The organism is Ruegeria sp. THAF57, assembly GCF_903914075.1.
Taxonomy (GTDB): domain Bacteria; phylum Pseudomonadota; class Alphaproteobacteria; order Rhodobacterales; family Rhodobacteraceae; genus Ruegeria.
In genome coordinates this window covers 1-15994 of record NZ_CAIWNQ010000007.1, presented here as the reverse complement: position 1 = coordinate 15994, position 15994 = coordinate 1, and the positions used below count along the sequence as shown (strand labels likewise).

At 52.4% G+C, this 15994-nt stretch carries 14 protein-coding genes and 1 pseudogene; 12 read left to right on the top strand and 3 right to left on the bottom strand.

Annotated features, from left to right (window positions below; genetic code table 11):
• Positions 1-276: 276 nt before the first annotated feature.
• A pseudogene (sstT, locus tag RUESEDTHA_RS15650) lies at positions 277-1407 on the bottom strand (serine/threonine transporter SstT); the annotation flags it as partial.
• A gap of 788 nt (positions 1408-2195) precedes the next feature.
• Positions 2196-3110, bottom strand: a complete 915-nt coding sequence (locus RUESEDTHA_RS15645) for a LysR substrate-binding domain-containing protein (RefSeq protein ID WP_180887686.1) — start codon at positions 3108-3110, stop codon at positions 2196-2198.
• Between the two features lie 180 nt (positions 3111-3290).
• On the opposite strand from RUESEDTHA_RS15645, the gene ugpB reads away from it, so the two are divergent.
• The 6 genes from ugpB to RUESEDTHA_RS15615 all read left to right on the top strand — a co-directional run bounded on the left by ugpB (position 3291) and on the right by RUESEDTHA_RS15615 (position 8962).
• A complete protein-coding gene (gene ugpB / locus RUESEDTHA_RS15640) occupies positions 3291-4601 on the top strand; it encodes a sn-glycerol-3-phosphate ABC transporter substrate-binding protein UgpB (RefSeq protein WP_180887685.1) in 1311 nt (436 codons plus the stop codon).
• 61 nt (positions 4602-4662) lie between these two features.
• A complete protein-coding gene (gene ugpA, locus RUESEDTHA_RS15635; protein WP_170426879.1) occupies positions 4663-5544 on the top strand; it encodes a sn-glycerol-3-phosphate ABC transporter permease UgpA in 882 nt (293 codons plus the stop codon).
• A gap of 20 nt (positions 5545-5564) precedes the next feature.
• Entirely contained in the window at positions 5565-6401 is an 837-nt protein-coding gene (ugpE, locus tag RUESEDTHA_RS15630; RefSeq protein ID WP_170427154.1) for a sn-glycerol-3-phosphate ABC transporter permease UgpE, read from the top strand.
• 3 nt (positions 6402-6404) lie between these two features.
• On the top strand, positions 6405-7460 hold the full coding sequence (locus tag RUESEDTHA_RS15625; protein ID WP_180887684.1) for a sn-glycerol-3-phosphate import ATP-binding protein UgpC: 1056 nt from the start codon (positions 6405-6407) through the stop codon (positions 7458-7460).
• Complete coding sequence (locus tag RUESEDTHA_RS15620; RefSeq protein WP_170426881.1) at positions 7460-8407, top strand: glycerophosphodiester phosphodiesterase family protein; 948 nt, start codon at positions 7460-7462, stop codon at positions 8405-8407. The genes RUESEDTHA_RS15625 and RUESEDTHA_RS15620 overlap by 1 nt, the downstream gene beginning before the upstream one ends.
• A gap of 105 nt (positions 8408-8512) precedes the next feature.
• Entirely contained in the window at positions 8513-8962 is a 450-nt protein-coding gene (locus RUESEDTHA_RS15615; protein ID WP_180887683.1) for an NUDIX hydrolase, read from the top strand.
• A 149-nt stretch (positions 8963-9111) separates the two neighbouring features.
• Here the strand turns inward: RUESEDTHA_RS15615 and RUESEDTHA_RS15610 are convergent, their stop codons facing one another.
• A complete protein-coding gene (locus tag RUESEDTHA_RS15610) occupies positions 9112-9717 on the bottom strand; it encodes a histidine phosphatase family protein (protein ID WP_180887682.1) in 606 nt (201 codons plus the stop codon).
• Positions 9718-10261: 544 nt separating this feature from the next.
• Between RUESEDTHA_RS15610 and RUESEDTHA_RS15605 the strand changes: the two genes are divergently transcribed.
• The 6 genes from RUESEDTHA_RS15605 to RUESEDTHA_RS21050 all read left to right on the top strand — a co-directional run bounded on the left by RUESEDTHA_RS15605 (position 10262) and on the right by RUESEDTHA_RS21050 (position 15964).
• Positions 10262-11104: a hypothetical protein gene (locus tag RUESEDTHA_RS15605; protein ID WP_180887681.1), complete on the top strand. Its 843-nt coding sequence runs from the start codon at positions 10262-10264 to the stop codon at positions 11102-11104.
• Positions 11105-11344: 240 nt separating this feature from the next.
• Positions 11345-11689, top strand: a complete 345-nt coding sequence (locus RUESEDTHA_RS15600; protein WP_180887680.1) for a helix-turn-helix domain-containing protein — start codon at positions 11345-11347, stop codon at positions 11687-11689.
• Positions 11686-13194 (top strand): tyrosine-type recombinase/integrase, encoded by a 1509-nt coding sequence (locus tag RUESEDTHA_RS15595; protein WP_180887679.1) that lies wholly within the window; start codon positions 11686-11688, stop codon positions 13192-13194. The genes RUESEDTHA_RS15600 and RUESEDTHA_RS15595 overlap by 4 nt, the downstream gene beginning before the upstream one ends.
• Positions 13191-14303, top strand: a complete 1113-nt coding sequence (locus tag RUESEDTHA_RS15590; RefSeq protein ID WP_180887678.1) for a site-specific integrase — start codon at positions 13191-13193, stop codon at positions 14301-14303. Before RUESEDTHA_RS15595 ends, RUESEDTHA_RS15590 begins: the two co-directional genes overlap by 4 nt.
• Positions 14300-15151 (top strand): recombinase family protein, encoded by an 852-nt coding sequence (locus RUESEDTHA_RS21055; RefSeq protein ID WP_370456804.1) that lies wholly within the window; start codon positions 14300-14302, stop codon positions 15149-15151. Before RUESEDTHA_RS15590 ends, RUESEDTHA_RS21055 begins: the two co-directional genes overlap by 4 nt.
• 63 nt (positions 15152-15214) lie before the next feature.
• A complete protein-coding gene (locus RUESEDTHA_RS21050) occupies positions 15215-15964 on the top strand; it encodes a zinc ribbon domain-containing protein (RefSeq protein WP_370456807.1) in 750 nt (249 codons plus the stop codon).
• Positions 15965-15994 lie beyond the last annotated feature (30 nt).

Below are 15994 nucleotides of genomic sequence, written 5' to 3'. Positions count from 1 at the left end.
AATGTAAATAAATGTGGGAAGATAGCACTGCGCATATCGTTTACCTGCCTGTTTACTTGACTGCAACCTTAGCGTCTCTGATCATCAAGCGTAACTCCCCGACCAAAGTAAGCGTGCGTCTAAACCGACAATTGAGCAAAAATTCTAAAGTATGCCGAAACTGAGGTTTGGGCTCGATACGATCGTTCAGTGACTTGCACCCGATGCTTGACTTGCGTACCGAACCGTTCTTCAACCGCCGACCAGTGCCAGCGGTTGAAGTCTTTCGCGCAGTGCCTAAGCGGGTAGCTGTGCCTCGGCCAGCTTTCGTGGGTAAGGATCTCCTTGTTTGTACGATCCCGCCGCGGTGAACAGAACGTCGGTCGATGAGTTCAGACCGGTCTCCGCAGAGTCTTGCAACACGCCGATAATGAAGCCGATGCTCACCACTTGCATGGCCGTTGCGTTGTCGATGCCGAACAAGCTGGCCGCCATTGGGATCAGCAACAGTGATCCTCCTGCTACGCCCGATGCCCCGGTGGCAGCAATTGAGGCAATGATGCTCAGGAACACGGCCGAGATGAAATCAACCTGAATACCCATTGTATGAACGGTGGCCAGCGTCATCACAGTGATGGTGATCGCAGCGCCAGCCATGTTGATTGTAGCACCGATTGGAATCGTGACCGAGTAAGTTTCTTCATCCAAATCCATTCTGCGGCAAAGATCCATGTTCACAGGAATATTGGCGGCCGAGCTGCGCATGAAGAATGCGGTAACACCTGACTCTTTCAGGCATGTGAATACCAGCGGATATGGGTTTTTGCGGATGCGCAGGAACACGATCAGCGGGTTAACAACCAGCGCCATGAAAACCATGCAGCCAAGCAACAACGCCAGAAGTTGGCCGTAGCTGACAAGTGTGTCAAAGCCGGTCTCAGCAATCGTCGAAGCCACGATGCCGAATATACCGATTGGAGCCAGCCGGATAATTGCTGCGACGATCTTGGTAATCGCGCCGTCCAGATCCGACATCAGGTTCTTGGTTGTGTCACTGGCGTGACGGAAAACAAGTCCGAGACCAACGGCCCAAGCTAGAATGCCGATGTAGTTTGCGGTTGCCAGAGCATTTACTGGATTGTCCACGATTTTAAGCAAGATATTCTTAACTACCTCGGCAAGACCGCCCGGCGCGTCCAAAAGCTCGGGCGTGCCGGTCAGATGCAAAGTAACCGGAAACATGTAGCTCGCTGCAACCGCAACCAGAGCAGCTGCGAAGGTTCCGATTAGGTACAAGAGCACCACGGGGCCCATACGGGCGTCGCTGCCTTTTTTGTGGTTGGTAATCGCAGCGCAAACCAGGATCAGCACCAGAACGGGAGCAACGGCTTTTAATGCGTCGACGAAGAAATCGCCAAGCAAGCCGACGGCTGACCCGGCTGAGGGTCAAACAGTGGAAAGCAGAACACCCGCAACTAGGCCGATGGTGATTTGGGTAACCAGGCTACCACGCAGAATAAAGTTCATTGGGACCATCCTGTTTGAGTAGGGGCCATACGGACGAAGCTCACGCCCGCGCAGGCACGGTTGAAGTTCAAAGGCTGATGGCTATTTGGAGGCCTCGGCTTAAAATTAAACGTCTCTAGATGGCTTAGGACTTTGCCGCACATTTCTGAAGTGGTTGTTTTTGCGATCAAAAAGAGTTTGATTTGTTGATGCATTACAAAGGCTTACCTTGCGTCAATTTGATCTCAAATTCCACCTAAATATAAATGTTTATTAATGAATTCCTCGAAGTTCTTTTTCTCCAAATCGGGTTCTAACTTGCCCTTCTGGCCAAATAATGAGCCCGTGACTGGATTGGCAAATATGGTGTGCTGAAGTCTCTTTTGGAACCGCGCCAACCCTTCTTTGACTGCCATAAGCCTTAGCAAGGAAAGCATGCCGAAAACGTCCGCTTTGGGCTCGGAGCAGCCACTCGCTCAATTCCTTTCAATGACTGCAATGCGGACAAAACGGGCGCTAAAGTGCCTTAGGATTAGGAACTAAATCATCCATGCTCAATTGAAGAACCACTCGGCTTTTCGCCGTTTTTGACTGTTAATCCGAGATCGATCTCGGAGGCTATTCCAAATGCTCAAGTATTGGTTTCAAGCTATGAAGATCGAAAATGTACGGCTTACTGGTAGCGAACATCGGCGTTTGCCGCCCTACAGTCAGTGATGGAGTTTGCCTACCTTGAACGGGGCTAAGCTCTCTTGGAACTGCTCGATGAACTCTAGCGTCACCAATGACGGTTGCTTCAAAATTGGACGCACAAGGGAAAGCGTATGTGACAAGAGCGGTTTGAACGGTCGGTAGCTCAATCCGTTGTCTGCGTATTGGACGGCGTCCAACTCGCTGACCACGGAAATCCCAACACCCTTTACAGCTAATTCACAAGCCGCCGTGAACTGCCTGACTTCGATGTGGGAATTGAGTTTGACGTTGGCGCTTTGAAACGCTTTCGAAAGTTTCCCAAAAAAGTCGCTGTCGCGCCTTGTGTGAATAATTTTGGCATTCGCAAGATCCGTAGGTGACACCTCGCAGAGTTCTTCCAATTCATGTCCGGTAGGAAACACGCAAACTGTGCGGACATCGATGTCTCTGCTTTCGACGGCCGGATGCCCGTTAAAACTATCTGTGATTCCGAAATCATATTGCTCACCGATCATCCACTCCAGAATGCGTTCCGGTCTGTCTGGTTCGATCGTCATTGTTACACCTGGCCGATGTTCTAAAAACTTGGCTATGACGTTGGGAAGGTGACTGGTGGCGAACCCGGGCAAACATGCGATGCGGATGTGTCCCGCCTTGCGTTGGGTTATGTCTTGGCTAACGTCCGAGATCTGCTTCATCAACTCCAAAACACGCTCTACGCTGGGTTGCAGATAACGCACCTCCTGCGAAGGCACTAAGCGACCTTCACGGCGATCAAAAAGTTGAAAGCCAAGCGATTTTTCCAGATCAGAAAGCAATCGGCTGACCGCAGGCTGGCTTATCCCCAGATCCGTAGCTGCAGCAGTGACCGACCCATTTGTAGAAACTGCCATGAGCGCTTCCAATTGGCGGATCCTCAAAGTTTGACTCATGTTTTGAACCTGGTTCGTTGTTTGCTTTGCAGGTTTATAATGTAATGTTATTTTTTTCTCAAAAATTAAATGCTTGAATTATAAAATTGTGACGTTAACGTCGGGAAATCGTCATGTGTGCTGATTACGCGTTGCGGTCGGTATTCAACGAAGCATCAACACTGATGCATGGGAGGAAACATGAATAAGCAATTTCTCGGCGCTCTCGCCGTAACTACTGCGTTGTCCCCCGTGGCGGCGATGGCCCAAACTGAAGTTCAGTTCTGGCACGCCTTCACCGGCCGACTGGGTGAGCTTGTTAAAGCGCAGGTCGAAGAGTTCAACGCCAGCCAGGATGAGTTCGTCGTGGTCGAAAGCCACAAAGGCAATTACTCAGAAACTCTGAACGCAGGAATTGCGGCTTTCCGCGCCGGTGAGCAGCCCCACATTCTAATGGTTTTCGAAGTGGGCACTGCAACGATGATGTCGGCCGAAGGTGCAATCAAACCCGTCTATGAAGTGATGGCTGAAAGCGGTGCATCGTTCGATCCTGACGCGTACATTGGCGCTGTCAAAGGTTACTATACTACAACGGACGGAGAAATGCTCTCACTGCCTTTCAACTCGTCCACACCGGTTCTGTGGGTGAATCGCGATGCCTTCGAAGCGGCGGGTGTTGATCCGGACACAGACCTATCGACCTGGGAAAAGGTCGGCGACGTACTTGAGCAGCTTAAGGCTGGCGGCGAGGACTGCCCGCTGGTGACAGCATGGCAAAGCTGGATCCACCTCGAGAACCTGTCGGCCTATCACGACGTTCCGTTCGCATCGCAGGACAACGGATTTGCCGGTCTGAACACTGAACTGATGCTGAACGGTCCGGCGCAGGTCGCACACCTGACAGCAATGGGTGACTGGGCCAAGGATGGCAAGTTCATCTATACCGGGCGCAGAAATGAAGGTGGTGCAAACTTCCGGGCTGGCGAATGCGCATTGTTTACCGAAAGTTCGGCGGGTTACGCTGGCATCAGCTCCGAAGCCGAGTTCGAATTCGATGTGCGTCCGCTGCCCTATTGGGAAGCCTTGGTGAGCGAGCCGCAGAACACCATTATCGGTGGCGCTTCGCTTTGGGTGATGGAAGGCCACGATCCTGAAGCATACAAGGGCGTGGGTGAATTCCTCAGCTTCCTATCCTCGTCGGGCGTACAGGCTTCGTGGCACCAGAATACTGGATATCTGCCGATCACGGCGGACGCAGGCGATGTTACGCGAGCTGCCGGTTTCTATGAGCAAAACCCCGGTACTGATATCGCTGTGATTCAAATGACGGCGAAAGAGCCTACTGCAAATTCGAAAGGTCTGCGTTTGGGGTCGTTTGATCAGATTCGCGGCATCATCGACGAAGAGCTCGAGGCCGTTTGGTCCGGCGAAAAAACCGCTCAGGAAGCGATGGATAGCGCGAAAGAGCGCGGTGACGCGCTGCTGCGCCGGTTCGAATCCGCCAATCAATAAGTCCTAACTCGATGCGGGCCTGTTTCAGGCCCGCATTTTCTTTAATCGGTGGTTTATCGGGATGGAAAAACGCGTCACCTTTCGCGGCTGGCTGTTGCCATTGGCGCTGATCGCTCCTCAGGTCATCATTTCCGCCGTATTCTTCTTTTATCCCGCAGGCCAGGCCGTTTGGCAGTCTCTGTTCATACCTGATCCCTTTGGGTTGTCGTCCCAATTCGTCGGGCTCGGCAATTTTGAGTTCCTGCTGAGTGATAAATTCTACCGCGCCTCTTTTGTGACTACGGCGGTGTTTTCAACGCTCGTAACGCTTTGCTCAATGATCCCCGCCTTGTTTCTGGCGGTCATTGCTGATCGTCTAGTCAAGGGATCGGGCGTTTACCGGACGCTGCTGATCTGGCCCTACGCCGTTGCCCCCGCTGTTGCAGGCGTGCTGTGGCTGTTCATGTTCAACACACGCGTCGGCGTCGTCTCGTGGTACCTCGGCCAACTCGGCTATGACTGGAACCACGTCCTGAACGGAACCGAGGCCATGGGGCTGGTTGTTGTCGCCTCGGCATGGGGGCGCATCAGCTATAACTTCCTGTTTTTCTTCGCGGCATTGCAGTCAGTTCCAAGGTCTGTGATTGAAGCCGCCGCGATCGACGGCGCGCGTTTCTGGCGGCGGTTCTTCACCATAGTGCTGCCGCTCTTGTCACCAACCGCGTTCTTCCTGCTGGTGGTCAATGTTGTCTACGCCTTCTTTGAAACCTTCGGCGTGATCCACACGATTACCGGCGGTGGACCACAACAGGCAACGACCATTCTGGTCTACAAGGTCTTCTCGGATGGGTTCGTGGGACAGGATCTGGGTTCGTCTTCGGCGCAATCGGTCATCCTGCTGATCGTCGTCGGCCTGCTGACAGTCATCCAGTTCAAATACGTTGAAAAGAGGGTGCACTACTGATGGCAGCCCAACAACACGGAATGGTCGAAAAACGCGGGATGGGGATCTGGCTGACCCACGCATTGATGATCCTTGGAGTGCTGATCATCTTTTTCCCGATCTGGCTGGCATTTGTTGCCTCCACCGTTACCCAGCCGGAAATCGTGTCACCGCCTATGCCGTTGGTGCCGGGTGACCAGTTCTGGGAAAACTACAAGGCCGCGCTGTTTTCTGGTGTTAATGTCCCGGTCGCTACAATGTTGTTCAACAGCCTCGTGATGGCCATTGGTATTGCGGTGGGCAAGATCGTGATCTCACTATTGTCAGCCTTTGCGATTGTCTATTTCCGGTTTCCCGGGCGGACGACGTTCTTTTGGCTGATCTTCCTGACCCTTATGCTCCCGGTCGAAGTTCGCATTGTTCCAACTTTTGAAGTTGTCGCCGGGTTCGGCATGCTTAACAGCTACTATGGGTTGATCTTCCCACTTATCGCTTCGGCTACGGCGACGTTCTTGTTCCGGCAGTTCTTTCTTACAATCCCAGATGAGCTAGCCGAAGCAGCTCGAGTCGATGGCGCCCGCCCGATGCGGTTCTTCATTGATATCGTTGTACCAATGAGCAGGACCAATATCGCGGCGCTGTTTGTGATCCTGTTCATCTATGGCTGGAACCAATACCTTTGGCCGCTGCTCATCACCACCGATCCTGAAATGAACACCATTGTGATGGGCATCAAACAGATGTTCCCGTCCGGCGATGATGTGGCCGAATGGCCAGTCATCATGGCCACATCAATTCTGGCAATGATCCCACCGGTCATAGTGGTGGTCTCGATGCAAAAGCTCTTTGTCCGTGGCCTTGTCGATAGCGAGAAGTAAGAAATGGCAACAGTAACCCTAGAGAACGTCAAAAAGAGCTTTGGCCCAACGGACGTCATCCACGGCATCGACATCGATATTGCTGATGGTGAGTTCATCGTGATCGTCGGACCTTCGGGCTGCGGCAAGTCTACTCTGTTGCGGATGGTTGCGGGTCTCGAAACCGTGACCGATGGCGAAATCCGAATTGGAGAGGAACGAGCCAACGACAAAGAGCCGATGGATCGCGACATCGCGATGGTGTTTCAGAACTATGCACTCTATCCACATATGTCTGTGCGCCAGAATATGGGGTACGGCCTTAAGATCGCCGGTCTACCCAAGAGCAAGATCGACGAGAAGGTGACCGAGGCTGCCAAGCTGTTGCAACTGGAACCCTTACTGGATCGCAAACCAAGACAACTTTCCGGCGGCCAGCGTCAGAGGGTGGCGATGGGTCGGGCTATTGTCCGCGAACCAGCAGTATTCTTGTTTGATGAACCGCTGTCGAACCTAGACGCTAAACTGCGTGTACAGATGCGTCTGGAAATTCGTGAGCTTCAAGAGAAGCTGGGCATCACCTCGCTTTACGTAACCCACGATCAGGTCGAAGCGATGACGATGGCAGACCGGATGATCGTCATGAACGGCGGTATCGCCGAACAGATTGGAACTCCACTAGAGGTGTACGAAACACCGAGAACACTGTTTGCGGCACAGTTCATTGGGAGCCCCGCGATGAATGTATTTGATGCGCGGCGTGAAAACGGGACAGTCAAGATCAGTGAAATAGAAGTTGGCCCATCTGCGGGTCCCGATAGCGCGTTGAAGTTGGGGATCCGCCCAGAGCACCTGTTGTTGGACGATAGTGGTCCGCTAGAAGCGACGATTCAAATGGCGGAACCGTTAGGGGCCAACACTCTGTTGCATGGTCAACTCGCGATAGGCGGCGGAGCGATCACGATAAGCCTACCGGGCGTCCACCCGATCGAAGGCCGGCACCCGAACATGCGGTTCTCGGTCGTCCCAGAGCACATGCATCTATTTGACCAATCAACCGGCGAAAGGCTGGACGGCTAATGGCGTTTCCTCAAGTCGAAGCCTTCCGTGGTGGAGGAAACCTGATCCGGGTCGTGGGCCATCGAGGGGCAAGAGGCGTTTTGCCGGAAAACAGCATGATTGGTTTTGATTTCTCGCTGTCTATCGGTGTCCCGCTTCTTGAGTTTGATGTTGTCCTTACGGCGGATGACGTGCCGGTCATAACCCATAATCATCGTCTGCACGCCCCCAGCTTTCGCGGCGCAGATGGCCTGTTTCTGACCGGGGAGGAACCGAAGGTTTCGTCACTGACTTTCGAACAGTTACAGCAATTCGATATTGGACGGTTAGACGGGCTTTCTGCCTATGGCCAACGCTTTCCAGACCAGGCCCAATTGGATGGCGTCCGTGTCCCAAGGCTGATGGACTTGCTAGATTTGGTAAGTGAACCAAAATATGGCGATGCCTATCTGATGCTCGAACTGAAGTCGGATCCTGACTTGGCCCATGATCCGCTTCATAGGGAGAACTTTGTCGGGCGAGTTCTACAGGAAGTTCGCGCCAAAGGTCTTTCGTCGCGCGCGGTGCTGCACAGTTTTGACTGGAACCTTCTGGAGGAATGTCAGAGACAAGCTCCTGATATGCCGTCTTCTTACCTTACACAGCTTCCAAATAACGCGGATGATGTTGGGGAGGATTCCTCGAAAGCGGTTTGCCCTGACTTTCGTGGTCGTCGTGATGAAATTCCAAATTTGGTCAAGCAAGCTGGCGGCTCGCTTTGGTGCCCGTACTACGCGGATGTAACGGCTGAAAATGTGGCGCGCGCAAAAGATCTGGGCCTATGCGTTGCCGTTTGGACGGTCAATGAGAACGAAGAAATAGACAGGATGATCGATCTGCGCGTGGATGCAATCGTATCTGACTACCCCGGCCGGGTTCAAAGGCATCTGTCGGATTTAGGCATGGGATGGCATGTCGGCAACCAGTGAATTCTTCGTCGCTAATTCGTGACGTTTTTTGTGTTTCTGCCAGTCACAATCGGAAAGGATCGGTCAAATCATCACTTTAACCTGCTGTGAAGGGCGAGAACCATAGTGGATCAGCGTACTGAACAAGTTGCAGCACTGCCTCTGCAATTGTTCGGCGGCCGCCTCAAGGTGCTCCTTATCACGTCGCGTGACACAGGGCGCTGGATCATGCCCAAGGGCTGGCCGATGGACGGCGAGCAAGACTGGCGCGCCGCGGAAATTGAAGCGTTGGAGGAGGCTGGTGTAGAAGGTACAATTTCCCGCAAGCCGATCGGTGAGTTTGAGTACGCCAAGGTTTTTAACGACGGTACCAGTGTCCAAGTGAAAGCCACGGTCTACCCTCTCTACGTCGATAAGGTGAAGCGCCGGTGGAAGGAAAGGCACCAAAGAAAAAGGCATTGGTTCTCGCCGAAAGGGGCTGCGAAAGCACTCAAACAGCCAGAGCTGGAAGACTTGCTCTTAGACCTAAAAAACGACCCTAGAAAGAACAAATCAATTCGCGAGTTGCTACCTTGAACCGATGCGTCGCAGTTACGCCAGACTTAGGTCGATAGCCACTTTGCGCTGAAAAAAATCGACTTAACCCTTTCATTCAGAAATTTTTTTCTAGGCTTGAAGCCAGCGGAAATCCGATATTATGGGATTAAGTGACGAACTTCGACACCTCAGTGCTCAACGAAGGTTGAATGTCCGCATCGCAACTCGATGAAACCATCTTGAGGTTCGTTCATGTCAAAAACTTCTTCTGAGGACAAGGTTAAGTAGATCCCTCGAAAGACGCGCAGGGTTAAGCCGTGGCCAACAACTATGACAGCCCCCTCAAAAGACTTGCCGGAATACCACGCAGAAACCCGGCTATGTACGTCAACATAAGACTCTCCGCCCGGTGCGGGACAGTTCCAGCGGTCAGCGCAACGCGCCTCCCATTCCTGGGGAAATCGTCTTTTGATCTCGTTTTCCGCCAAACCCTCCCATTGACCGAAACTGCATTCCATCAAACTGGATTCATACTCGATGGTTTCCGGGGGTAGGCCAAGTTCCTCGACGACTATGGAAGCCGTCTGTGCCGCTCGACCAAGTGGGCTTGAAATTACCTTCAGTGGGTGACGGCTGGATAGGCGGTGCTTTAGTCTTTTTGCACTCGCCACTGCCTGAGCGACCCCTCGCTTGGTCAAGGGCGAATTCTGCCGACCTTGACGTCGTTTTTGAAAATTCCATTCGGTTTCACCATGGCGAAGCAAGAAAATAGTAGGGCTGAGTTTTTGGTTCAAAACGTATCGAAGCCTTCCTGTACTGAAGCAAACCGAATTACCTGATTTCTCTTCCACGCAGTGCCAGTTTACACGAAGGCCCAGAATTCAATAGAAGCTTCAGACTTGTGCGATTAAGTCTATGGCGTAAGACAACGTGGTCATGTAACCCTCGCGTCCAGTGCTTTGTCGCTGCACTTGGTCCGCTTTGGGCTCGGTGCGGTCATCTGAGTGTTTTTGTAAGATGTCTGATTTGTGCCATGAAGCGGCAATTCGCAATTTGAAGCTCAACGTAAATAAATGGACTCTCGCCGGCATTAACCTCTCTGTAACTGGAGGTGTCCAGTGTGAGCCTTTGGGTGTCAATTTAGATCCGGCTTTGTCTTTCCGAGTTTGTTGATACCCCACTCGCTATGTATCTCGCGGTCGTTGAGAGAATAATCCGACCTTTCGAGATTTTGGGTAAAGGTCCCGCAGTGAATATTGATGGCTCAAAATAAGCGCCTCGTTTCTTAGTTCGGCACAGTCTGTGCTGATGCTATAGTAGCCGATAAAGGGAACTGAGATGCCGTCAGAAACTTCAAAGGGTTGTCATTCTAGTGACTTTGTTCAAAGCGCGATTTCAGAACTAAATATCGAATGTCTTTGTGTTCGTCTGGGGCTTGATGACGAAAAAGCATACTTCTTCAAGACGGGCTTAAAAAACATCTTCGAGGAAGCGGAAGTTCTGTATGAGCTCAAGAAGGAGCTTAAAGAGGCTGGCTGTCAAGGGTCTTTCAACAGTCGGGATCGCAGTGTTCGACATGAGTCTCGTAAAAACCTGGAGGAGTTATCGAAGGCTCTGAACGTCGCTGCAGAACATGCAAAGGATTGTGATTGGATTGTAGATGAACTGTTCATCTCTTCGGATACAAGCTTCCTGCTTGGAGCGTTGACGACCTCAGAAGCAAGCAAACAAATTTTTTCAGAAGTCGCGCTAAGCAGCACTGACGAGCGTTCAGGTGAATTCCCAAACATTGAGCGCGAGTTATTGGAATACCGTGATGTTGCCAGCAACCTGGATCCACAACACTTGCGCTACGTAAAATCGCCAATCCACTCCTTGTCTGAGATTCTCAAGGTTGTTGCTTCCACATTGAGCAGAGATTTGGAAGATACTCATAGGCCCAAGGGTCGAGGTGCCGACAAGGCCCGAAATCACCTATTGAGAAAGCTCTTTGATCTTTACGAGGAAGTTTTTGACAAACCTCCACCCATTCGTGAGGACGGTCCATTTGTGGACCTTTGTACGGAAACGTTTTCGCAATTTGCAAAACTTGGGTCATCAAAAGCGACCTCCGAGTTTTCCGAGTTAAAGGAAAGCGCCATCAAGAGATACGTAAAACAACGAAGACAAAGTTCCGACTAGGGGCAAAACAGACCAAATATTTTTCCTGCGTTCTGCCCCTGCCCTCCGCACGACCCTCTCGTAGACACCGGACTATGAGAGACAAAACACAGCATAAGACATCGTCAGAAGATCTGGAGTTCGTTCATCGACTCCACGATGTCGTGCGCGTCATTGCTCGTTCTGCGGCCAGGCAATGGCTCGATCACGAGCAAGAAAGTCTCTCTGACCCGTCAAAAGGCAAATTGGAGGATGAAGCCGGTGACCAATAACCCGAACCCAGAGGGCCTGGCAGGCATGCTCAGTGTTGCTGACGTTGCTAACTACTTTGGTGTAGCTCATCGCACCGTTTTTCGTTGGATCGAGCTCGGCAAACTAAGCTCGGTGAAGGTTGGACGCGTCGTAAGGGTTACGCCCTACGACCTCGATAGTTTTGTGCGCACGCACAAAACCGATCGTCGCACGCCACCATACCGGCAGCGCCGATTTCTTGTTTGTTTTCAGTGGGTCAATCTCTGCGCGTGGAAACCCTCCAGTAAGAATACGTCATTTTCTTCAGCGAGTGTTTTCCCAATTTTCAACATCTGTCTTCAGGAGACAACATGAGACATGAACTGTTCGAGCCAGTCACACTAGAATGTGTGCTCAAGCAACTTAAAAACAATGACCATCTGACCAAAAGTCAGAGGTCCGCGATGGACTCAGCTGTCAAAGCGGTCTCGAAGATGCTCGCCATGCCGCCAAGCGGGGTCTCTATCAATATCGCAGCGTTTCGAATTGCGTTGGAACAGGGCCAGCCCGGACGGTTTGGTATGAGCCCAAAGCGGTTTAGCAACATCCGTTCGGCGTTTGGTCTCGCGCTCATTGTGAGCGGTGTCGAACTCGAACCTTTGCGCCTAAAGGCGCCTCTGACCGCGGAATGGGCAATCTTAAACGAAATGATCTTGAGACAACCCGATCGTCGCGTTCTAATCCGCTTCATGAGGTGGTGCAGCAAGACCGGGGTGCCACCTTCATTGGTGACTCAGGAAACCATAGACCAATACTATCATCGCGTGGCCAACCACAGTCTTCTCTCGAAGGCGGACGCGAAGTTTCAGATGCTAATAAAAAGATGGAACGAGTACGCGACCAAGGTCCCGGCTTGGCCAAAGGTGCAATTGTCCGGTCTGAACCGGGCGAGAGGGTTTCAAATCCCGCACGAAGACTTTCCCGAGAGCTTTCGGAAGGACCTCCAGGACTTCTATAAATTCCTAATCGCGGACGATGTCTTGCAAATTCGCACCCTTCCGCCCCAACGCTTAGTGTCAGCCCAGAAGCGGGTTGAGAACCTCAAGCGTGCGGCATCGATTCTCGTCCTCAAGGGCTTGCCAATTGAGCGGGTCGTCTCTTTGGCGGTGCTTGTGGAGTACGACAACGCCAAAACTGTTCTGGGCTGGTATCTGGAGAGGACAGAGGGCAAGCCAAACCGGCAAACCCAAATCTACGCGACCGACTTGCGCAGCGGGGCACGCCATTGGGTCAAGCTCGATGAGACTGCAATGAAAGCCTTTAGCGAACTATGCCGTCGTGTGCATTACGAGCAAACTGAGATGACATCGCGTAATCGCGAGACCTTGGCCCAACTCAAATACCCTGAGTTGATCCAGCGCTTTAAGAACCTTCCAAAGAAGGTTTTTAACCAAAACCTGCGTGTCAAAAACCATAAGATACTGGACTACCCGTTACCTGACCGCGTGGCGTCAATGATCGATCGCTACTTGGATCGGATTTGGCGTCAGATTGCAGCCCCTGGGTGCGACGTATTGTTCCCTGGCAAGCAGGGTGGACCAAGAGCCAAGCAAGGCCTCGGAGAGATGATTTCCGTGACATGCGAGCGTGAGCTGGGCATCAGGCTTACTGCCCATCAGTTTCGCCACATTTGCGGTTTTTTGTACCTGCAGAAGAGACCTGGCGATTACGAGACGGTGCGAGTTCTTCTTGGGCATAAGTGGATTCAAACTACCATCCAGTTCTATGCGGGTATGGAGACTGAGGCAGCCGTAAGCCTGTACGATGAGATCGTTTTTGGTGGTGCCTCGGGATCACGTGATGGGAGGCGCAGATCATGATAGCGCCCCTCAAGATCAGCTACAGTACCCTACCCTTTTGCGAATGGTCACCCGAGGATAAGCAGGCCTGGGTGGCCGCCAAGACACCAGGCAACGTACTTGATGGAAGTGGCCCGGCTGCTTCCTGGAGTGCTTTTACCCAGGAGAAGGTAGAATTGACTGTAGGCAGGTTCCTTAAATGGCTTCTTGTTGAAAGGCATGTAAATGTGCCAGTTGTGCCTTCAAACATTGGCGAAGCAACCCTACTTGCCTATTTGGATTTTCTAAGGGTGCGAGTCAGTCCGGTATCGGTACATACGTATTTTAAAGACCTGCTCAGCTACTGCCGGGTTGCCTGGCCGAATGTAGACAGGTCCGTTCTGTGCACTATGGAGCGCAATTTGCGCTGGAAGGCTGTGCCTTCTCGAAACAAAAGCTCGAAGATTGTTGCCGTTTGCGACCTTTTGAACTTGGGGCGTGACCTACAAAATGAGGGACTCGCGCTGATTGAGACTCGTCCCATTCACGGTGCACTCTTGGTCCGAGATGGTTTTGCGATCAGCTTCCTTGCTCTTCGCCCGCTTCGCATCCGAGCATTTGGCTCACTTCAAATCGGTCAGCACATCAAACAAGTCGGGGACGCATGGCGCATTCACATCCCGCCGGAGCTTTCTAAAACCAAGCAGCACTGGGAAGGCCCGTTCCCCGAAATCCTGCGGGCTGACCTCGAATTCTACTTGAACGTCGGACGCTCCATTTTGCTGACCTATCAGAGCCAAAAAACAACGGCACAAGAGCGAAAAACGGCGTGTTCAGAGCTTTGGGTGGGTCGCAGCGTTCAGGTGATGCCTTACAAGGAACTTGGCGAAGTCATCGCCAAACGCACAAGAGAGAAATTTGCGGTTCGCATTGGACCGCATTTTTTTCGTGACTGCGCGGCGACTTATGTGGCAACCCACAGCGGTGAGGACGTTGGTGTCACAAAATCAATTTTGGGCCATAGCACTCTTCGAAGCTCTGAGAGGCACTACAATCAGGCACGTCAGAACGATGCTGCAAAAAAATATTTTGACGCTATGGGGTTCGGTGTTGCCAACGCCAATGCCTACAAACGACGGAGTCGCAGATGATTGAACAAACACCACACGTTGCTCTCTACGCCCGCTACAGCTCCGACAATCAGCGCGACGCATCGATCGAAGATCAACTCCGCCTTTGCCACGAACGCGCGGGGAGCGAAGGTTGGACCATTGTGGATAGCTACAGTGACCGATCGATTTCAGGCGCAAGCCTGATCCGCCCAGGCATTCAATCCCTTCTTCAAGACGCGTCAGCTGGCAAGTTCGAAGTTGTACTAGCGGAATCCCTAGACCGCATTTCCCGGGACCAGGAAGACATCGCAGGCGTTTACAAGCGCCTGGCATTCGCAGGAGTTCGGATTGTCACCCTTTCTGAAGGATCGATATCTGAGTTGCACATCGGGCTGAAGGGCACGATGAGCGCTCTGTTCTTAAAGGATCTCGCAGACAAAACACGTCGCGGTCTGCGTGGTCGCGTTGAAGCTGGGCGATCAGGAGGCGGGAACAGCTACGGGTATGATGTCGTGCGACGCCTGGAGGCCGACGGGTCACAAGCAACCGGTGAACGCAAAATCAATCCAGACCAAGCAATCATAATCATCCGCATCTTTGAAGACTATGTGGCGGGCATTTCACCACGCAAAATTGCCCAGGCTCTCAATGAAGACGGTGTTCCTGGTCCAAGAGGAAAGGCGTGGGGCGCTTCCACCATTCACGGCAACATAAGCCGCGGGACCGGCATCTTAAATAATGAGCTCTATGTTGGCCGCCTGGTTTGGTACAGGCTTCGGTACCTTAAGGATCCTAAAACCGGGCTCCGGGTTTCACGACTCAACCCGCCTGAAGACTGGATTTCAGTGCTGACACCGGAATTGCGCATCATTCCACAGGAACTTTGAGACGCTGCAAAGTCACGCCAAAAACGAACAGCTCTCCCTAAGCGGACCAACCGGGGACACGCACTGGGCCGCGCCCGACGGGCAAAATACCTACTATCAGGTCTTCTTACTTGCGGTGTCTGTGGTGGCGGCATGTCTGTGATTTCACAAACCCACATCGGCTGCTCTAGCGCGCGCAGCAAAGGTACGTGCGATAATCGCAAGTCCATTGCACGAACCAAGGTTGAAGACAGGGTTCTCTCTGCGCTTTCTCACCAATTGATGAACCCGGAACTGTTCAATGCTTTTTGCGAGGAGTTTGTCGCAGAGACCAACCGGTTGAGAACCAGGTCCCAATCGTCTCGCGCATCCAAAGAAGCCGAACTCGCAAAGACCAATCACGCTCTGGCTCGTCTGGTTCAAGCACTGATCGACGGAGCGCCGGCGTCGACCGTCAAAGACAAAATGGCTGAGTTGGAAGCGAGGAAAACCCAATTGGAAAATGACTTGAACGCGGTGCCAGCGCCCCAACCGACGCTGCATCCCAACATGTCAGACGTCTACCACTCCAAAGTCCGCGATCTTGCCAACGCTCTCAATGAAGCCGATGTGCGCAGCGAAGCTGGTGAGGCGCTACGCGCTCTAATCGACAAGGTGGTGCTGACACCTACTGAAGACGGATATGACATGGATCTGCATGGAGATCTTGCCGGTATCTTGGCCTTAGCAATTGACGAAAAAGCAAAAACCGCCCAAGCCGACATGGCTGAGGCGGTTTCGCAAATATCGCTGGTTGCGGGAGTAGGATTTGAACCTACGACCTTCAGGTTATGAGCCTGACGAGCTACCGGGCTGCTCCATCCC